At 58.9% G+C, this 19,712-nt stretch carries 19 protein-coding genes; 8 read left to right on the top strand and 11 right to left on the bottom strand.

All coding sequences use genetic code 11. The features are described from left to right. Positions 1-252: 252 nt before the first annotated feature. Positions 253-1,659, bottom strand: a complete 1,407-nt coding sequence (locus RHE_RS10375; RefSeq protein ID WP_011425293.1) for an adenylate/guanylate cyclase domain-containing protein — start codon at positions 1,657-1,659, stop codon at positions 253-255. 280 nt (positions 1,660-1,939) lie between these two features. Here RHE_RS10375 and RHE_RS10370 point away from each other — a divergent pair, with 280 nt between their 5' ends. Beyond that, a complete protein-coding gene (locus RHE_RS10370) occupies positions 1,940-2,665 on the top strand; it encodes a hypothetical protein (protein WP_011425292.1) in 726 nt (241 codons plus the stop codon). Positions 2,666-2,686: 21 nt separating this feature from the next. On the opposite strand, the gene RHE_RS10365 is transcribed toward RHE_RS10370, so the two are convergent. Together RHE_RS10365 and RHE_RS33555 are read right to left on the bottom strand one after the other, a co-directional pair. After that, complete coding sequence (locus tag RHE_RS10365) at positions 2,687-4,180, bottom strand: FAD-dependent monooxygenase (protein ID WP_011425291.1); 1,494 nt, start codon at positions 4,178-4,180, stop codon at positions 2,687-2,689. A gap of 346 nt (positions 4,181-4,526) precedes the next feature. After that, a complete protein-coding gene (locus RHE_RS33555) occupies positions 4,527-4,697 on the bottom strand; it encodes a hypothetical protein (RefSeq protein WP_020921224.1) in 171 nt (56 codons plus the stop codon). A 352-nt stretch (positions 4,698-5,049) separates the two neighbouring features. Here RHE_RS33555 and RHE_RS10355 point away from each other — a divergent pair, with 352 nt between their 5' ends. Then, on the top strand, positions 5,050-5,661 hold the full coding sequence (locus RHE_RS10355; protein WP_011425289.1) for a L,D-transpeptidase: 612 nt from the start codon (positions 5,050-5,052) through the stop codon (positions 5,659-5,661). A 689-nt stretch (positions 5,662-6,350) separates the two neighbouring features. Here the strand turns inward: RHE_RS10355 and RHE_RS10350 are convergent. The 3 genes from RHE_RS10350 to RHE_RS10340 form a co-directional block, all read right to left on the bottom strand. Beyond that, positions 6,351-6,683 (bottom strand): sunset domain-containing protein, encoded by a 333-nt coding sequence (locus tag RHE_RS10350; RefSeq protein ID WP_011425288.1) that lies wholly within the window; start codon positions 6,681-6,683, stop codon positions 6,351-6,353. Between the two features lie 161 nt (positions 6,684-6,844). Continuing rightward, positions 6,845-7,369 (bottom strand): hypothetical protein, encoded by a 525-nt coding sequence (locus RHE_RS10345; RefSeq protein ID WP_042118433.1) that lies wholly within the window; start codon positions 7,367-7,369, stop codon positions 6,845-6,847. 427 nt (positions 7,370-7,796) lie between these two features. Then, positions 7,797-8,192, bottom strand: coding sequence for a hypothetical protein (locus RHE_RS10340; RefSeq protein WP_042118430.1), 396 nt, complete (start codon positions 8,190-8,192; stop codon positions 7,797-7,799). Positions 8,193-8,426: 234 nt separating this feature from the next. Here RHE_RS10340 and RHE_RS10335 point away from each other — a divergent pair, with 234 nt between their 5' ends. From RHE_RS10335 to RHE_RS33550, 6 genes are all read left to right on the top strand, one after another. Continuing rightward, entirely contained in the window at positions 8,427-8,966 is a 540-nt protein-coding gene (locus RHE_RS10335; protein ID WP_011425286.1) for a hypothetical protein, read from the top strand. An 89-nt stretch (positions 8,967-9,055) separates the two neighbouring features. After that, positions 9,056-9,418, top strand: a complete 363-nt coding sequence (gene tnpA / locus RHE_RS10330) for an IS66-like element accessory protein TnpA (RefSeq protein WP_009996987.1) — start codon at positions 9,056-9,058, stop codon at positions 9,416-9,418. Next, positions 9,415-9,762, top strand: coding sequence for an IS66 family insertion sequence element accessory protein TnpB (tnpB, locus tag RHE_RS10325; protein WP_009996986.1), 348 nt, complete (start codon positions 9,415-9,417; stop codon positions 9,760-9,762). Before tnpA ends, tnpB (RHE_RS10325) begins: the two co-directional genes overlap by 4 nt. Positions 9,763-9,834: 72 nt before the next feature. Then, positions 9,835-11,400, top strand: coding sequence for an IS66-like element ISRel19 family transposase (locus RHE_RS10320; RefSeq protein WP_011425284.1), 1,566 nt, complete (start codon positions 9,835-9,837; stop codon positions 11,398-11,400). Further along, positions 11,400-11,705, top strand: coding sequence for a hypothetical protein (locus RHE_RS34975; protein WP_009996984.1), 306 nt, complete (start codon positions 11,400-11,402; stop codon positions 11,703-11,705). Before RHE_RS10320 ends, RHE_RS34975 begins: the two co-directional genes overlap by 1 nt. Before the next feature lie 100 nt (positions 11,706-11,805). After that, positions 11,806-11,967, top strand: a complete 162-nt coding sequence (locus RHE_RS33550; RefSeq protein WP_187331724.1) for a hypothetical protein — start codon at positions 11,806-11,808, stop codon at positions 11,965-11,967. Here the strand turns inward: RHE_RS33550 and RHE_RS10310 are convergent. The 5 genes from RHE_RS10310 to RHE_RS10295 form a co-directional block, all read right to left on the bottom strand. After that, positions 11,955-13,547 (bottom strand): IS66-like element ISRel15 family transposase, encoded by a 1,593-nt coding sequence (locus RHE_RS10310; RefSeq protein WP_011053350.1) that lies wholly within the window; start codon positions 13,545-13,547, stop codon positions 11,955-11,957. The two genes, RHE_RS33550 and RHE_RS10310, sit on opposite strands and share 13 nt — an antisense overlap. A 73-nt stretch (positions 13,548-13,620) precedes the next feature. Beyond that, positions 13,621-13,965, bottom strand: a complete 345-nt coding sequence (gene tnpB / locus RHE_RS10305) for an IS66 family insertion sequence element accessory protein TnpB (protein ID WP_011053349.1) — start codon at positions 13,963-13,965, stop codon at positions 13,621-13,623. Beyond that, positions 13,962-14,309 (bottom strand): transposase, encoded by a 348-nt coding sequence (locus tag RHE_RS31610; protein ID WP_092755364.1) that lies wholly within the window; start codon positions 14,307-14,309, stop codon positions 13,962-13,964. The genes tnpB (RHE_RS10305) and RHE_RS31610 overlap by 4 nt, the downstream gene beginning before the upstream one ends. A gap of 201 nt (positions 14,310-14,510) precedes the next feature. Next, positions 14,511-15,881 carry a tyrosine-type recombinase/integrase gene (locus tag RHE_RS10300; protein WP_166486905.1) on the bottom strand — a complete coding sequence of 457 codons (1,371 nt, stop codon included), beginning with the start codon at positions 15,879-15,881 and terminating at the stop codon, positions 14,511-14,513. A 545-nt stretch (positions 15,882-16,426) separates the two neighbouring features. Further along, the gene (locus RHE_RS10295; protein ID WP_011425282.1) at positions 16,427-19,540 is read right to left on the bottom strand and encodes a hypothetical protein; all 3,114 of its coding nucleotides are present in this window, start codon (positions 19,538-19,540) and stop codon (positions 16,427-16,429) included. Positions 19,541-19,712 lie beyond the last annotated feature (172 nt).

Genomic DNA, 19,712 nt, shown 5'->3' with positions numbered 1-19,712 from the left:
GAAATTCAGACATTCCGGCGGTGTCCGCCTCCACCTGCAAAAACTCATCGCCGGTAGCCTCTGCTAGAATGATCACGCCGTCCTTTCGCGGTCATGGTGAGCAAACGAGACGAGGTGCGGCAATGCAAAGCCGCGGAGAGCATCTGGGCCGAAGAAGATCCACGGAGATATGGCTTGTCGCAGCGAGTCGGATGCGCCGCGTTCAGGTCGAACCCACTTCTGCCTCGATACCTGCGTTCAGCGGAACGACCCTTACGACAGCGCGAAGATCCTGACCTCCCTGCCGATGCCTTGAAGTTCCGCCATCCGAGAAGCTGATGTGACGCCGCTGTCGCGCAGGATCTCCGAGACATGGATATCCTCGACGATCGCCTCCGTCGTCATGATCACATTCGGATCGGCAAGCCCCTGGACGCGCGAGGCGATGTTGACGGTCTGGCCGAAATAGTCCTGCCGGTCGTTGAGGTTGACGGCGAGGCACGGTCCCTCATGGATGCCGATCTTCAGGAGCAGGTCTTCGCTGCCGTGTTCGGCATTCAACCGGCGCATCGCCTCGCGCATTCTGAGGGCGGCCGCCACCGCGCGGTCCGGGCTCGGGAAGGTCGCCATCACGGCATCGCCGATGGTCTTGACGACCGCGCCGGCCTCGGTGGCGACGATCTCGTGAAGAACGCGGAAATGCGCGCGCACCAGGTCGAAGGCGGCAAGATCGCCGACACGTTCATAAAGCGCGGTCGACCCCCTGAGATCGGTAAAGAGGAACGTCAGGCTGGTGATCTTCAGGCGCTGGTCGACGTCGAGCGTATCGGTCCGGTAGATGTCGCGGAAACTCTGGTTGGTCAGCAGGCGCTTGGCCGTCAGAAATGGCCGCCTGCGGCCCAGGAGATCGTGCAGATCATCGCCGGCGATGCAGACATTCGGCACCACCCGGCGATCGGTGTGGTTCTCGAGGGTGAGCCGCAGCAAGCCGGGACGCAGCGTCACGGTTTCGTTCAAGGCATGCCCGCGGCTGATGACCATCGAGAGGTTCTGGCGTTCGCCGGTGGGTTCACCCTGCACGTCGATGAACTGCGCCGAATGCGTCACAGCATCAAAGATGATGACGAATTGCGACGGCAGCTGCAGCGACACGAAGGCTTTCTCGCCGGGTCCCAGCTCGATCATCTCCAGAAGGATGCTTGCAAACTTGCCTTCCAGATCCTCCGGCAGGTCGACGCCGGAGCTGAAGAAAATCTGGCGGTAATATTCGAGCGGCGGTAGCCGGTCGGGCTCGTGGGCGGCAATCCTGCGCACGCGCGGACTGACCGTGAAGGTGACCTCGACCATCTCGTCGAGGGTCGGTTCGTATCCGGCCGCGCAGAGGGCGCAATGATAGGTATCCTGGTTGACCCCCTTGAGGGTTGCACCGCTGTCAAGGACGCCGCCGCATCCCGGGCAAAGCACGTTCCAGGTCATCTCGAAGGCGCCGATACGGGCCGCATGCAGAAAGGCTGCAATGGTTTTTTCTTCGTCGAGATGGTGCTTGTCGGCGAAGGCGAGCGCATTGATGCGATTGAGATCGCGGTCCAAGCCCTGCTTGACGACATTTTCGATACACTCGACCGTCCGCTGGTCAGCCGCCTGTCGCAGGGTGGCAAAAAGCACGTCCATTTCACTCATCGGACAAGCCTCGGTACTGACAACACGGCCGATAAGGCCAGTCCCGTAATCATAACACGGGATGTTCCCAATAGAAATCAACGGGCCTGGGATGCCGCTCGTTTCCCGGTCGTCAAGCTTCGTCGCCGCCCGGAAACAGGGCATCGGATTCTCCGTTACGCCGCTGCATCAGCACCGCGAAAATCGGTGGAAACAGCGCACAAAAAGTGAACATCACCCCCTCGACTTCCGCTACAATCAGTCGTTTCGGCCTCATGAGGCAGATCGCAAAGGAGAAACGATGGATCGTCTCGTCGGCGCGGATGAAGAGGCCCAATCGCCGGGGCGGGTTGAAGAAGCCGGTATTGAGCGGGAGATTACTGCAATCAAAATCGGCGACTGCCTCCTCGGCTACAAATCCGTGCAGCGCCGCATGCGGGGCAGTCGCTGGAACCATTTCCGCGGCCGGATGCGCGAGATCGAAAAATTGATCCGGCATCGTCACGGCGAAATCGTTCCCGAGGCGGATGACGCAATGATCTATGTCGAGGTGATCGCCAGCCTCGCCCTAGTCGAGTTCAGGGAAGGGTTTGTCGAGGTGGTTCTCGGCTGGGCGGCGCGATGGCTGCCCTGGGCTGAGAAAGCCGCGATCGAGGAGATCATCTATGAGCGGACGAAAGTGCGCTTTTCTCCCCTGACCGCCGATGCGCTCGGTCACGCCCTGCATCTGAGCCACGCAGAACGCGGCGCGCTCGACATTCGCACCATCGGCGCCTTCGACGTGCCGAAGGCGAAAAGAGCAAAACTGCAGAAGGAAAAGCGGCGCCAGCGCGACCGAAGCCGGAAGGAAGAGCAGCGGCGGGCCGCCGGCGCCGTTTCCAGATCCGATTATCTCGACAATTCCCTCACCGCAGCCCGCCCCTGGGAGGCCTTCGGCATCAGCCGCCGCACCTGGGAGCGCCGTGGCAAACCCATGCCGGAACCGGAGACAATAGCTGGGTGCGCGCCCATTTCCCGCGCCGCTTAGCTCAGCGGCTTTTTCGCCTTGTCAGCGGGGCGGCCCGAACCACGTGTTCATCGCTGCGTCGAGGCCAGTCCGGGAGCCATCGCCCACCCATGCTACATATCCGTCCGGCCGGATCAGCACCGCAGTCGGCGCGGCGACCGTCCCCAGCGCCGGTAACTCCCATGGCCCGTCATAGCGCGCATGGACCAGAGGCACGCGGTCTGACCATGGCCCCGTGTCGAGGCTGTCGCGCGGTCCGAGGTTCAACAGCACCGGTCTCGCTTGTTTCAGCAGCGTAAAGAAACGCAAGGGGTCGTCCGGCGTGATCAGGTCGAGGTCGGGCATGCGGCGGCCGAGCAACGGGTGCCCCTCGCCGAAATCGTAACGGATGGCAAGTCCGGACATCTCGGCGGCGATCTTCTTGCGCGCCTCCTCCAGGCCAAGCAGCTCCAACACGATGTCGCGCAAGGCTTCGGTGCGATCATCGGTCCGTTGCAGGGCGACCTGCGCCATCGTCGTGCGCAGCACGCGGGCGGCGACCGGATGGCGCTCGGCATGATATGTGTCGAGCAGGGCCTCTGGCGATATGCCCTTCACAACCTGGGCAAGCTTCCAGCCGAGGTTCACGGCATCCTGCACACCGGTATTGAGCCCCTGCCCGCCGACCGGCGAATGAACATGGGCGGCATCACCCGCCAGCAGAACCCTGCCCTTGCGGTAGAGCTCCGCCTGGCGCGACATGTCGGTGAACCTGGAGATCCACTTCAGGCCGTGGATGCCATAATCGGTTCCGCAGGCGGCGATGAGCGCTTGTCTCAGATCATCAAGCGTCGGCTCGCCTGTGGCGCCGGCCGTCTTCTCCGTCACCATGACGTTGATCGGACCCTCATTGGCAAAGACCACCTTGCCGTCGCGGATTTGATATTCCTCGCGGCCGAAGGCATGCATGCCGAGCGCCGTGCGATGGACGCCGAGTGGCGGCTCCTCCTCCATCTCGGCCTCGGCGAGAATATTGCTGGTGGTCGCGTCCCATCCCGGAAAGGCGATGCCGGCGATCTTGCGAACCAGGCTGCGGCCGCCATCGCAGCCGACGAGATAGCCCGCGCGCAGCGACGACCCATCGGAGAGTTCGAGGGTGACGCCGGTCTCATCCTCCCGGAAACCGGTCAGTTCGCGGCCGCGATAGATAGCCACCGGCAGTTCGCCCACCCAACCGGCCAGGATGCGCTCGATATGCTTCTGCCGCAGCGCCAGCCCGTAATTGTGTCGCGTCGGGAAATCGCTGATATCAAGCCGCGTGACCGCAAATCCCGTGACCTGGGCGATCTGCCCTTCCGCCAGGAACCGATCGACGATGCCGCGCTGATCGAGCACTTCGAGCGTGCGCGAACTCAGACCGCCGGCACGTGAACCGACGATCTCCTGATTCTCGCGACGTTCGAGGATGGCGACATCGACGCCCGCCAGGGACAGTTCACCCGCCAGCATCAGCCCCGTCGGCCCTCCTCCCGATATCACGACCGCATGGTCTCTCATCCGCGAGCTCCTTTGTTCACTCTATCCGATCGCAATCCGGCATTGCGGACCGTCCCGGCCCGGCTGCCTCTCCCCTATTTCGCAATGCCTGCGCGGGCCCCGATTACCCCTGTCGCAGGTTGTTCCCCCCATAAATATAAGCTCTCTACTGGTGGGAAGGACTTGCGACAGAATTTCTGCCTTGCTTTCCAAAGCCCTTGTTGGTTGCCGCTTGCGGGCTGCCTCGCAGTGGAGCGCGGGCGTTTCAGCACGACCGGACCGGGTGGGCGTTGGATCTGGCAGAACGCCTTCCCTTTCACCATTCGTTCTCAAAGGGCGACCGATACAATTGCTGTTGTGATGTCTCTCACTGCGGAGCTGTCGACTTTTGCGGAATGGACTCAGCCGCTGGTGGCTCGGACGGATCGGCGGGATGGCCGTAGAGCGTGTACACGGCGCCCGCCAGAATGCCGAGGACGAGAAGAGCGATCACGTAGGACAACATTCCGCGAATGGCTGTTTTCGGTGTTCTGTCCATCAGGGGGACCTCCAAGGTAACTCAGGGGTCAAAGTCGATGCGGGCGCTTTTGGTTCCGTGAAGGAAAGTCTCGGACCGCCCGTCGGCGTCTGCACGAAGGCCATTTGGATGCCGTGTCCGGGTGTGACGCTCGCGCGTTGGGCGGAACTGCATCGAACCGAGATTCTGCGAGGTTTGAACCAGTCGCTTATTGAGCATCTCCGTCGCCATGCCACCGGCGGCAAGCGCACATTTTGCTTCTGGCTGGTCGGCTTCTCGGAGCGACGAAAGATCACCGTCCGCTACCTAGCCCGCCATAGTGCCGCCATAGAATTCGGCCCAATCATGATTTTATAACAAGCGGATGCGAAGAATGAGATTGCTGGTTTTCCTTGCTGCGGCCCTATTTCTGACAGTGGCGCATGCCCAAGCCCAAGTTTACGCGCCGTATGATGGATACGATGAATACGACGGTTATAGCTATGATGACCCTTACAGCCCCTATCCCCCTCCTCCTAACTACGAGCCAGAGCCTGGCTACCCGGAACCCTTTCCGGAACGTCGGGAGCCATCGACGCGCGTTGGAAGAGGAACCATCGTCATCGCCACGCGTGAGCACACCCTTATCTACACGACATCAGAGGGTGAGCAGTTTGCCTACCCCATCGCCGTCGGCCGCGAAGGCAAACAATGGTACGGGACGACGCGTGTCGTGTCGAAACGACTGCATCCCGAATGGCGGCCAACAGCCAGCATGCGCCAGAAAAACCCAAGGCTCCCGGCAGTGGTCAAGCCCGGGCCCGCAAACCCGCTCGGAACCCGCGCGATCTACCTTGCCGACGGACTTCTCCGCATCCACGGTACCAACGATCCCTCCTCCATCGGCACCAATGCATCAAGCGGATGCTTCCGCATGTACCGCGAGGATGTCGAGGAGCTTTACGACATGGTCCAACCGGGGACCCGCGTGATCGTCCAGCGGTGACCGGATCGGGTGCGTCGCAGCCCTGGAGATGACGCTGGCGAAACATCAGGTCGGCTGTATTTCGCCGGAATAGCGATTGCCACCAAATCCGTCATTTATCGTGCTGCAACGGCGACGTAACTTGGAATTGAGATGCGCGTTGCATTTTGACCTCATAGGGTACGGCTCGGTGCTGGCCTGCCGGAACGCTCTTGCGCGGATAACCGAGCGTATTTCGCAAACACGATTATTTGCAACCGTCACCGCCGGCGAGTAGCTGTGCGGTTCGGAGGGCGGCGTTCGTTTCGACGGCACGAGCATTGAGGAAGGATGACAACTCCGGGGAAACGGTGAGTCGATTTTCCCCAGCCGATCCGCCGGAGCAATCGTTCCGCGCATCCGATACACTTTTTATGGTTGTCTTTTGCTTGTGGTGAGAGCGTCGGGGTTCGAACCCGAGACCTACTGATTAAAAGTCAGAGCGGATGAATCATATATAACTGGTTTAATTCATTTATTTTCTTCAATTTCTTCAATGTGCGTAAAATTGTGTGTGTGTGCGAAGTGGAAAAGTGAGCCACGACGGGCGGCGCTCTGATGAATTTTAGTGATGGAACGGACCCAAACGAGACAGAGCATCCCTGTGCGGCTTCGCCATAGCCGGCGACGATCACGGCCCTCGCAAGGGTGCCGCTCCGACCGGAGCTCACCTATCTTCCGGCGCGACGCCAACCGGCCGCACGGGCCTCCGCTTCCGAGCAAAACCATCTCTCCCCATACTGCGGGGAAATCCGGGTCTCGAGATAAAACTCCTGCCCCGGCATGTGATAGATGCGCTCGCCGCTGCCGATGCTGATATTGCCTTTGATATTGCAGCCAGCGGCAAGGCCTGCAAATGGAGCAAATTCTGGCCAAACCTCGGCGCCGAGGTATCCGGCCACGCCACCGGCGATGATCGCCAGATAGAACACCTCCATCCCGAACCGCGGGCGAGCCTGTTTCCCGGTTCTATGCTTCGGCGAGAATGAGCGATGGGTCGGCATACGCCATAGAATGCACATCCCCCCACCATTGCAAGTGGTGGTTGATTTAGCGGTTAATCCGAGTCCGCGTTATTCATTAAAATGCACCGATCCATAGACGCCCTCACCGTAGCCCGAAAACAATAGCTGGGAGGCGGCTTGCGCCGCCTGCCAGCTAACTCTTACGTGCGCTCAGAGCCGCAGGCATGGTTCGGTCGAAAAACCTTACCCATCCCGTAATCGATACGACCGGCCCGGATCGTAAGGCCGGTTTCCTTGGTGATGGCGAGGATAATTGGCGCCAGCGAGCCAAGCTCCTCATCGCCCAAAGAGATGAGCGTGGGATACTCGATATGGACGCCGCCGTCATCGGCCGTCAAAGCATTGCTCCAGTATCCGCCATTGATGCGGTATTCATGCGTCTCATGATCGATGTCGAGCTCATCGAGCAGGTCAACGGTGGTGCGCCCGAAGATCTCTACTTCGCCCTTGAGTTGATAGACCGCGCCCTTGTCGTCACCGTGGAGAATCGCTCGCTCCAGCGCCATAATCGTCCGAAGCTGGCCAATGGCCGCGTCGAGTCCGTCAAGCAATCGATCATGAAGCACCCGGGAGAAATCGCCGTCGCAGCAGATGCTATTTGCGATGACAGCTAGCCGAAAGCCACCGAGCTTCGCATAGAGCATCAGGTTGTCGTTGGATGTCATGATATCAAACTCCTTTATAGTGAAGACGGAGATTGCCGCGAGGCAAACGTCCCCGCGTCATCATGTGACAGTGGCTATGATAAAGGGCGGAACACGCCCCAGCAGACGATCAGATGGCAATTTAGGAAAGGCTGCCGTGGACTTGTTCAAGCTGCGGCAGCTTCACGCGAGATCGGTTGATCTCCAAGGGTTACTTAGACGTTCGTCATAGAGATAGCGAAGCCACGCCTTTCACCGATGGCCAAGAGGATGCAACGGCGCCGAGGGCGGATTGGGAGAGAAAAAGGGCTTGAGAAGATCGTAATAGCCCACGTTCGCGCGGAGTGGGTTCATTGACTTACGCGATAATCATGCCCGACGGAAATGTTTGGCGCAACAGATTGCGCCATCGCTTTCCCGAACTGCGCCGGCACGCTTGCTGCAGTTCCTACCGTCGGCGGTAATACGCATCCCAGGCTAGCTTGATGTCGAAAAACGACCATTCCCGGCGACGGCCGTAAGCCGGGCTCGAGCGGCTAAAACACTCGCCCAAGCCGCTCTCGCGCTGGAACTTCATAAACCACGCGGTGGACTTCGCTTTGCCGCGCGACGTCTCCGCGATTAGACAGATAATGCCGCTGTGAGCCCAATGATCGCGCGGGTTGGTAAGGGAACCCGGATCGGCCAGATAGGCGCGGAGTTTCTGCAGCGTGGCGTCATCCGGCGCTTGGTGAAGCTGGGCGCGAAGTTCATTGACTGCTAAAGCTGCACCTTGTCTGGCCGCCTCCATCAACATATCGCGCAATTGCACATCAGTGAGAACAAGCGCCCGCAAGGCTTCCATGAGCAATGACTTTCATTGGTGGGATGTGCGCGGTCGGAGATCACCGCGAACTCATTGCCGCACAGCAAAAAAATGACGTCAAGGAGGAACGGACCTGAACAGCATAGCAACAAAATGCCCAGTTTTACCGACAGCGTTGGAAAGAACTTTCGGTGACGTGGAGCGTAGTGGCTTTGCCTCCAATCGCCTTGTAAAAGGATAAAACGAAGAAGTTTCATAATCCGAGTGAGCCTCATGACCGATAGCATCTCCCCCGACCTCATCGAAGAATGGATCACTTGGCTTCGAGACTGTGCTGCTGCGGCGAAACGCTTCATGGCGGAGGACGCCGTCCCCGTTGCCACCGAAGAAGAGCGTCAGCTCGTATCAATCAAGATGGCTTTGTATGCTCGCGCCTTAAGTTTGTTCGAAGGCTCGTTGCTCTTTATCGAGAATGACCGGCAGCTCGATTTTCGCATCCATTCGCGTGGAGTAATCGAGGCCGCCATGTACCTCATCGCACTGGACCGCAGCCCAAGCTTCGTTGACAAGATGAAGGATGACGACTGGAAGAGCCGCCAAAAGAGAGCCAAACTACATCTGGACGCCAACGACTTCAGGGGTACTCCTGACGTCAGGGACATGCTCGAAGGTTTCGTCGCCCAAGGTCTTCAGGGCGCGAGGGGCATCGAATTGGGTTCGTTGCTGGAGGGGAGTGATTTCGAACGGATCTATCGAAGCTATCGGAATATCTCCGGCGATGCGGCTCACGTAAGCATCGTGAGCGTACGGTGAGCTGTTTTTGCTGATCGGCCAAATCAGGCGATGTTCTGGCATTAGAACCAGCATTAGTGCTGACATTAATACCAGAACGAAGAGGTTTCATGGCTCGCATAGAGATCATGTCCGGTACCGAGCGCAGACGGCGTTGGTCGGACGAGGCGAAGCTGAGGATACTTGCGGAAGCTGATGAGCCCGGTGCTCGCATTGGCGATGTGGCGCGCCGGCACGACATTCATCCGGGCCAGATCCGCTTGTGGCGGCAATCATTCAACTATGCCGATCGGCCGACGGTGTTCCTCCCGGTGGAAATCACGGAGGAGGTTGGCGTAAGCCAGCCGTCTACCGCATCAACAAGGCCGACGATCGTTGAGATCTTGCTTCGAAACGGTCGGAGCTTGAAGGTTGCGGTTGACGTTGAGTTGAAGCTGCTTGGCCCGCTCGTCGCTTGCGTGGAGGCGGTATGATCGGCCCATCGGGGAATGTGAGGGTCTATCTGGCCTGCGGAGTGACCGATATGCGGCGTGGCATTGATGGTCTGTCCGCGCTGGTCGAGACGGTCGTGAGGGAGGCACCGGGCTCGGGCGCAATCTTCGGCTTTCGCGGAAAACGCGCGGACCGGATCAAGCTGCTTTGGTGGGATGGCCAGGGGTTCTGTCTGTTCTACAAGATTTTGGAGCGCGGATACTTTCCCTGGCCGACGGCGAAAGAGGGTGTAGCGCACCTGACGCAGGCGCAGCTTTCGATGCTCGTTGAGGGGATCGATTGGCGACGCCCGGCGTGGACTTCCGCTCCCGGCCGAACGGGATAAAAGCTATATTTTGCAGGGGCATGGGAAGCTTAACGCTGGTGCGTCAGAGGCAAATCGGCTAGTTTCGCGGATATGGAAACAGCGCCGCTGGACAGTCAGGACGAGCTCAATACTTTGCGCGCACTCGTCGCGGAACAGGCGGCAAAACTTGAGAGCCAGGAAGCCGAGGTCATCAAGCGAGACTCCATAATCGGGCTTCTTCGCGCGCAACTGGAGCTTCTCCGACATCGGCAACATGGCGCGTCTTCGGAAAAGATCGACAGGAAGATCGAGCAATTCGAGCTGATGTTGGAGGAGATCGAGGCCTCCCGGGCCGAGGCTGAACAGCGCTCCGGGAAACCGCCTCTGCCGGAGTTGGACGACGCATCCGAGAAGCCGAAGCGCAAGCCTCTACCCGATGATCTCACCACCGAAGAACTGGTCTATGCAGCTCCCTGCAATTGCCCGACCTGCGGTGGCACTTCGTTCCTGAAGGCGGCCGACAGAGTGGTCCAGGTGCTGGAGCACGTGCCGGCGTCGGTCAAGATTGTCCGGCATGTCGAGAAGCGCATGATCTGCAGGGAATGCGATACGACAGTGGCTGGCGAGATGCCGACCTTGCCGATCGAGCGCGGCAAACCCGGGCCGGGGCTGCTCGCCCACATCATGATCGCCAAATTCGACGATCACATTCCCCTTTACCGCCTGTCAGAGATGTACGACCGGTTGGGGATAGACATCTCCCGATCCGTAATGGCCGACTGGGTCGGCCGGGTATCTGCATTGCTGACACCACTTGTCCTGTTAATCAGGGCCCATATCGCCGCACTCGACCTAATACATACGGACGATACCCCGGTCGATGTTCTCGACCCCGGGCGGGGCAAGACAAAAACCGGCAGGGTCTGGGTCTACATCTTTGACGGCAGTGGCTATCAATCCGCCACTCCCGCAGCCATTGCCTATTACTACAGCCCCGACCGCAGGGGCGCACATCCGGCTGATCACCTGGCAAGCTTCAGCGGCGTCATGCATGCCGACGGCTACGGGGGTTACAAGAAGCTCTATGGCAACCAGATCATTGAAGCCGCCTGCATGGCGCATGTGCGCCGCAAGTTCCATGATGTGATAAAGCTCAAGCCGTCTCCGATCGCTGAGGAAGCGCTGTCACGCATCGGCGCTCTCTACGATATCGAGAACCGTATCCGAGGCATGTCGGCTGACGAGCGGCGCACCCTGCGCCAACACCATGCCCGGCCTGTTCTGGACGAACTCAAGGCCTGGATCGAGGCGACACTCTCGACTTTGCCTCAGAAGCAGAGGCTGGCCGAGGCGATGCGATATGCCCTGTCGCGATGGGCAGCCTTAAGCGTCTACATCGACGATGGCCGTGTCGAAATCGACAACAACATCGCTGAACGAGCCATGCGTCCGCTTGGAATTGGAAGGAAGAACTGGCTGTTTGCCGGCTCGGACAAGGGCGGCGAGCGCATCGCCAACATCCTCACCATCATCGAGACGGTCAAACTGCAAGGCCATAATCCAGAGGTCTATCTGACGGATGTCCTGACCCGGATCCAGGATCACCCCGAAGACCGAATTGAAGACCTCCTGCCTTGGAACTGGACGCCGGCAAAAGCTCGATGCGAGGCCGCCTGATGGCGCGCTCGAGGTTCATCTACACACTCAGCCAAGTCGCCGGCATGATCGGCGAAAACCTCGAACTGATCGAAGAAGTGACCGCAAACTCGGACAACATCTCCGAAGGCGAACTGGTTTACGTCGGCGATGGCAGTGAAGACGGCACGAAGGGTCTGACCGAGAATGGCATCGAAGAACTTCAAAGCCTACTCGCCGACATCAGGACGTGGGACGGCGGTATCCGCGAGTTCCTCATCGACACACAGTGCGATCCCGAAATAATCGACCGCATCATGGCCGATGAGATGAAACGCGGCCTATAGATTCCATCTCTCGACACCCGAAAATGCGTTCGCCGGACGCTTACTAAGCATCACGGCGCTCAACCGTCATTATGTGGAGAACCCTGCCGATCAGTCAGCCATGCTCATTGCTCATCCTGCCCTCGACGAGGTCGATTTTCTGGTGACCGTGACCGAACTGGCGATGTCGATGATTATCGCCACTCTTATGCTTATGAAAATTAAGCAAAAGACGGATCTCTGGGACGGTAAACGGCAAGCTGAGACCGTTCAGCGCGCGTAATTCCACGGCATGAGTGCATCGAGATCGCTGCTCGGCCAGCCGTTGGCGATCCGCTCAAGTGTTTGGGTGAGCCAAGCCTGCGGGTCCACGTTGTTCATCTTCGCCGTCTGAAGGAGCGTGGCGATAGTCGCCCAGGTCCTTCCACCGCCATCGCTGCCGGCGAAGAGACTGTTCTTTCTCGTGATCGTCTGGGGCCTGATGGCACGCTCAACGATGTTGCTGTCGAGCTCGATGCGGCCGTCGGTAAGGAAGCGTTCGAAGATGGAGCGACGCGAGGTGGCATAGCGGATCGCTTCTGCGAGCTTCGACTTGCCGGAGATCCGCGGCAGGGTCTTTTGCCACAGGGCGAAGAGCTCAGTGACAACTGCAGCAGATGTCGCCTGACGTGCCGCGACACGCGCGTCAGGGCTCTGCCCCCGGGCCGCCGCTTCCACCTCCCAGAGCTTTGCCATCAATTCCACCGTCTCGCTGGCTATCTTGGAGCTGTCCGAGGCGTGGAGTTCGTAGAACTTGCGCCTGCTATGGGACCAGCAGCCGGCCAGCATCACGCCGTCATTGCCGCCGTCAGATCGGGCAAGCTTGTTGTAGGCACCATGCCCGTCCACCTGAAGGATACCGCGATAGCCATTCAGATGCCGGGCGACGCGATCGCCAGCGCGGCTATCTTCGAAGCGATAGGCGACCATCGGCGGGCCACTACCGCCAAAGGGTCTATCATCCCTCGCATAAGCCCATAGCCAGGCTGTCTTTGCCGATCCGGATCCGGGCGCGAGCGTTGGCAATGTCGTCTCGTCCGCAAAGATGCGCTCAGCCTTCTTGATCTCGGCGAGGATGTAGTCGGCCAGGATATCGAGCTCGTAGCCGAGCTTGCCCATCCATTGGGCCATCAGCTTCCGGTCAAGCTCAACCTTGTCGCGTGCATAGATTGCCTCCTGTCGATAGAGCGGAAGGCCATCTGCATACTTCGAGACAGCGATCTGGGCGAGAAGCGCTTCCGTTGGAATGCCACCCTCGATGATGTGCGCGGGCGCGGCTGCCTGGATGACGCCGTCTTCGTTCTTGAAGGCATACTTCGGCCGCCGGGTGACGATGACGCGGAACTTCGCCGGCACGACGTCCAGTCGCTCCGAGACGTCTTCTCCGATCAGCACCTTCTGTTTGCCGATGTGTTCGTGCAGTTCATCCGGCTCGATCACCACTTCGACTCGTTCCAGATGAGGTGCAAAGCCCTTGCGCGGCCGGGGTGCACGTTTCGCATCGGGATCAGCGGCACCCTTGTTTACCTTGGCTCGGATTGCCGAGATACCGGTCTCGATTTCCTCGAAGACAAAAGCCTGCTGCTCATCATCGATGCCCGGAGAGCCGAGCTTTTCCGATTGCCGGCCGAAGCGGGCGCGATCGAAGGCTTTCAGGATCTGGGTCAGTCGCTCGATGCGTTCGTCGGCATCGGCGTTTCTGGCTTTCAGGTCTGCGACCTCGCTCTCGAGAGCATCGGTGCGCGCTGCCTTCTCGGCCATGGCAAGGACCATGGCTTTCAGGGTCTCTACATCATCCGGGAGCTGTAGATCGGGCGGCGTCATGAGGCCTACCAGAGCACAATTTGCTCCGGTTTTCCTGCCTTTTCAGGCGGTTGATTCACTTCGCCGCAGCCCTTTACCCAACAATCTCCGGCGGCTTCACCGCCACTGAGCGCACCCGTTTCCAGTCCATGCCGTCAACGAGCGCCATGAGCTGAGCGTGATTGAGCTGCACCCGGTTGTGGCCGATCCGCGGCCAGCAGAACTGCGCCTTCTCCAACCGCTTGGAATAGAGGCAGACCCCTGATCCATCCCACCAGACGATCTTGACCCGGTCCGCCCGCTTCGCCCGGAAGACATAAAGCGAGCCATTGAACGGATCACTGCCGGCGTCGCGCACCAGCGACAGCAAACTGTCCGGCCCTTTACGAAAGTCGATGGGGTGACTGGCGAGGAAGACCTTTACACCTGCGGGGATCATGCTGAGCGAACTGCCCGGATGACACGCTGCAGATGAGCTTCGTCCACATCGGCGGGAGCGCGCACGACGACATCGCCAATCAGAACTTCGATTATCGCGCCGTCGGCAGATGGCGTGACTGCCTTATGACCGATCGGCGCTATGTTCTCCTTGTGAGAGCCCAGGGCGGCGCGACGCCAGCCAAACAGTTGTGACGGATGGATATCAAGCCGACGTGCGATCGCTGACACGCTCGAGCCAGGCTCGAGTGCCTCTGCAACTGCACGCGCTTTAAAATCGTCCGACCAGCGCCGCCGAAGCTGCCGAGGCGCGCCCTCAAATCGGTCCGCAACAGCCTCGATCATATGAAAAGTTCTAGTTCCAGAGCTAGGCGCAGACATAGAAGCTCACAGCAGTTCATCGTGTCCGCTACCGATAGCCGACCGCTAAGCTGCTTCGCCAGATGGGGTCTGCTTGTCGCTTACCTGGGACGACTTTCAGTCTCTACTCCGTCGATATCATGAACTCACACCCGGCACGCCGATATCCTCTGACGGGAACTCCGACTAAACGCCGAGTAAATCGCCAAGCTTTTCTGTGACCGGCCTTAGGGGGTCGACTAGGCCGAGGTCATAGATCATGGTCGTCTCAAGATTCCCCTTGTGATCGACATAGTGGGAGATGGCTTCGTGCGACACACCCTGCCCCGCCAGCATCAGCGAAATCGCGATCCGCTTGAGGTCATATAACTGGAAATACTCCGGCGCGTCCGGCAGCGCCTTGAACCGTACTAATCCGCGACGGAAGTTGTCTCGAGGCTGAGAGGCATCGGTATGCGACGGAAACAGAAGCTCACTCTCCGGCCAACGAGCCCGCTGCGCTCTGACCATTTGAGCCACCCTAGGATGGATCGGCACCGAACGGTAGGCGTATTCATTCATTGAACGGGAAAGCTTGATGCCCTTCGTATTGTGCTTGTGCCAAACGAGCTTTTCGAGGTCGAAATGCTCGAATTTGGCGGTCGCGAGATCGCTCGGCCGCGCCATCGTCAGGAACAAGATACCCATCAGATTGCACAGTTCCAACATCTGATCATTGGCGGTCTGAGCTGCTCCTTTGGCGAGGGCAGCATTCCGCTTCTGAAAGCCGGTTAACCCCTCGATTTCCGGCACGGCTTCTATAACGGGATGGAAGATGTAGGATGCGATCTTGCGGATTTGCTCAGTCGAGTAATCGCGGCGCCGGCGGATAACCTTCCGCAAGCGGATGGGATCGCAAGGGTTTCGCATGTCGACCAATTGCATGCGGATCGCCCAGTTAAATACGGCCCTAACATGCTTCAGCGCATCGTTGTGGCTGTACAACGATGAAAACTGCTTCTGGTAGCGCTCAATGTCGAGCGGTTTGATCGACGTAAGGGAACGATTGGCGAACATCGTTCCAAAGTCGACATAGCTTCTTTTGATATTGTGGCCGCGGCGGGTGGCCGTCTTCGGCGCGCGCTTCCGCCAATCTGCCACATACAAAGCAAAGGCATCCCTATATCCTTCCGTGAGGCCGTAGATGTAGCTTTCCCAATAGCGATCAATTACGCTACGAACCGTGAGGGTCTGCGCATCGTTGAACTCCACTTCCGGTCCGGCTTCCGACGCGTCAGGGTTTGTGCCGGCATCAAGTTGCTGCTGCCGTTCACCAATGAGCAGACGGGCAGATGCGACGCTCAGGTTGGCGGGAGTTCCGAGGATTTTCCGATAACGCTCACCATTGAACCTGTAGTCGTGAATAAACGTCCTTCTTCCGAGGTTGGTGACCTTGAGGCCGAGCCCCGAAACGGAGCCATTGCGGGTCCGCCCATCGGTTCCGACGGGGTGATCCCAGTAAATGCACTGCCGTCTTCCGGCCTGACACCTCAATGTCAGAACCAGGGTATCGGTCAAATATAACTTTGGCATATTGCGTCACTTTCGCGTCACCAATTTATAGCATTGGTGACGCAAAAAGTGAAGAAATGACGACTACAAAAATCAAAAAAATGATGAAATTACATATAACTCCTTACATTTCCTAATAATCGAAATAAGCTCGGGATGGGCTCCGAAGGAAGGGGTCATGCGTTCGAATCGCGTCGGGTGCGCCAAACTTTTCAAAGCGTTATACATCCTTCCCGCAACCCAAACCTTCCTGCGTCACTTTTGCGTCACCACGCCCCATCGGCGAGCCTGAAGCTTACGAGGCCGAACTTGAAGCGCGGGCGCAGCTTGCACATAGCACGCTTCGCCAGACCATCTACGAAAACCAATTTGAGAATGCGACCGTGCAGCAGGACCGCGTCCGCACCCCGGGGGCAGCAAGAACGGTGGGGCTGAAGGGGGACAACGGTTCACGCAGGAAACCGGCTAAGCGGACCGTGGCGCAGCGGTGTGGAAGCTCGCCTTGCTGCGAACACCAATTAAAAACTACCTCACATTCGGCGTCGCATTGATCAACCTTCGGGAAGGTCAATCGGCTCGATGGTCGCCGCAAGAGGTACTGATGATTTCGGGAAATCCTTGCGCAGTTGCCGCGCCAGATCGCCCACTGGATCCTTACGCTCAATCGCATGCTGGATAAGGAGCGCCACCACTTGCATTGCTTCGGATTTGGCGCCCCGAACGTGATTGTTCTGACGTCCAGCGAGCGCATCGCGCCAGCCGCGGGTAGCTTTGTCGACCTCTACCTGTCTTAGTACTTTCTGCAGGAAGTTAGAGTCTACCGCGATCATAAGCTGCAGAAATAAAAGCGCCTCGTTGTAAAAGGTCGGACTCTGTTGCGAAAGCGCGGTTGCGATGGCCCCAAGATGCGGCGCGATCAGCGCGGGGATCAGTTGCCGCTTCTTCTCGATGAAACGGATAAGCACTGCCCCGCCGAGTCGCCATTCTACATGCCCCGAATAGGAAAGTGCGATGCTCCTGCCGTTGGCGATGTGACGGAACGCACTCTCTGGCGCGACCGCGGCAAGGTGTGCCGACATAGTGGTGATCTTGGCTTCGTTGCGCGCAACAAGTGCCTCAATCGCCGGACGCGCCGCAGGCAGACCCCAGGCAACACCCAGCAACATGCGTGCGTCACCAATCTCTTCCGCCCAGCCCGCGCCGATCTGCTGATCGATCTCGTTCCAATCGAGGGCGAGCACCGTTGCTTCGAACATTTTTGGCGCCGCCTTGCGTATGAAACTCAGCAGTCCTGCAGCAGACTGAAAGTTCCGCGGTGTACTCTGTGACAGCTTCGCGGCGAGATCGACAGGCGACCAACATGCACAAATCTTTCGACCGACCTGCCGCATCCGACGTGTCGGTGCGAGCTTGCCGACATAGACCTCCAATGGGTCATAGAGCCGGAGTGAATGCCAGACAATATCGTCCAACTCACGAAATGAATATTGTGGATCGCCGCGAAGCCGCTTTGCAACCGCCGGAATGAGGGCTTCGATTAGCTGATAGCCAAACTCAGGCTCGAAATAACAGAAATGCTTACAAAGATCAGCGACGGCGGAAAGCCACGCATCCTCCGGCCACCTTGAAACAAGGCCGAACAGCTTGAAACGGTCGATTCGTTTGAGATAGACGGCCTTCCAATCTTCATTTTCCGCGACACGCATCGCCGAGATCAGTTTGGCGATCTCGCATGCATGAAGCGGCTCTGCCGTGCTGATCGCCCGAGCAAGTATCAAAGGTTCGACCTTAGCACTGATAGTGCGGCCGAGAGCACCGTCCTCATTGTGGATATGATTAATCAGCTGACCTATCGCGTAGCAAGCCCCCTGCGGCGCGCTGGTGATCCAGGTCGCCAATTCGTCCTCATGTGCAGCGACAATTGCCATTTCGTCCACAGCATAACCGTGTAAGGCGTTAAGCGCCCAGCAAGCCTCACGAATTTCATTTGGCGCGCTGGCGGCCCAACAGCGCTCCAGAAGAGGGTTCAGCCATTCGCGTTCCACAAGCTTATGCCACCGCCCATAATCACCGCCAAACGACAGCTCGTTCAAGAGCAATGCGATACCGCCGACTGGCACCTCGGGATTGATCAAGAGCCGGTGGAGCATTGTTCCTATCGCCTTGCGGCCCAGAGCGCTCTGCCCCTCAAGCACTTTGGTAAGAAGGACGCTTGCAAGCCGCTGATGCGGGCAGCGCAGGTCATCCCGTGCCAGGAGGAGCCTCTGAGTGACTAGCCACTCTATCGCCGGACCAAGCTCGCTGGCCGAAACCGTATCTCCTATGAAATTCACAAGTGCCGTTTCTGAACATCGGGCGTCTCGGGTTCCAAGCTGTCGTATGGCCACCGCTGCGAGAACAAGATCAAAACCGGCAGCTCGGGCGGAACTGGCGAGCGCGCTCGCTCGACGCCAGCCGCCGCCAAGGATGAAACAGAACTGCCATGGAAACAGCGCCACCTCGGCTGCGTGATCCAGCCGTTGCTCAAGACGTTCGTCTCCGGGCCTGTGCCCGACGTGATCATCGGCCCGACGTACAGCTTCGAGCGTCACATCAGGGACCGCTCGAAGGCCGTCCGCGATCACGCGAACTGCACGCTTCGCATCAAGTTGGATTGTGCCCGGCGTGTTCTCCCTGCCCTCCCCGATCGTATGCCCACTCAGCACACGGCACGTTGCAGTCGCCTGCTCCTCAAGACGGCGCACGAAGGCCGGTCGAGCGAGATGCGCGTCATCAACGATCAACAGCGTCGGCGTGCTTGCTTCGATCGCGGGAATGCTCTCTGCCATCGGGTCGTCTAGCCGTAGCACGCGCCAGCCTTTGGCATGAAGGTGACGCGCCGCTTGAAGCATGCAGATCGACTTGCCCGCGCCGGCGACTCCGGAAAGTCGCGCAGACCAGGCGCGCTCAAGATCAGCCAGAAGCTCGGCTACCTCGGGCAAGAGTGGACAGGCCGCCACATCGGCCGGTCCGAGCGGTCGCCCCATGAGTGCTGGGCCGAGGTTGCGGGCGGTCTCAAAGCGGACTTCTGACCAGTTGGAGCCGAGGACAGCAGTCACCTCGTGTTTGGCGACTGAGCGCAGAGCGATCTTGATGGCTTCGAGTTCGTCCGGCTTGGGAAGGGCCTTCAGCGCAGCTAAGACTGCGGGCAGGTCGCCGGAATGTTCAGGATAGAATTGCTCGATGATATCGCTATGACCTGACATGATCGCCTGGATTGTCTCCCAACCCACAGCGACCACCGGGAACCGCCCTTCTCGCACACGCTGTTCCGAAACAATGCGGGCGTGACGCTGCAACGTTGCGTCATTGGGCGCAGTCGTTGCGAATGTCCAATGCGTCAGACCCGGCTCAAATTTCTCAGCCTTAGCAAGCTCCGCATCAAACTCATCTATGGTCGCTTTCGCGCCGTAGTTGCCCTCTTTTCCCTTGCACTGCACCCCGCGGAAGGCACCGGGGCGATCCGGCGGCGATCCATACACATCTACGCCGTGCTGCTTCTGACCGGTTCTGCCGTTTTTCTGAGCGACCGGATCAAGCCAGATCTTTCCAAACAACGCTCGCGTCAGCTCCTCGAATTTCTCCCAGGATTTTGGCGGCGCTATTTGCTTGTCGATAAAGTCCATGCACAATCTATATGTCTACTTTACCTTTCCTCGCAATTCTTTAAGCACATACCGCAACCGCGGGCGCCGTCATAAAGCAAGAAATTGAGCTCTCGCCGATAGCGAGAAGACACCCGGCCTCAGATTTGGCGGCATCGCAACTCACCGCCATAATTCGTCTTCGAAGGAACGC

It is taken from the genome of Rhizobium etli CFN 42 (genome assembly GCF_000092045.1).
Lineage (GTDB): Bacteria > Pseudomonadota > Alphaproteobacteria > Rhizobiales > Rhizobiaceae > Rhizobium > Rhizobium etli.
This window is presented reverse-complemented; position numbering and strand designations above follow the sequence as displayed.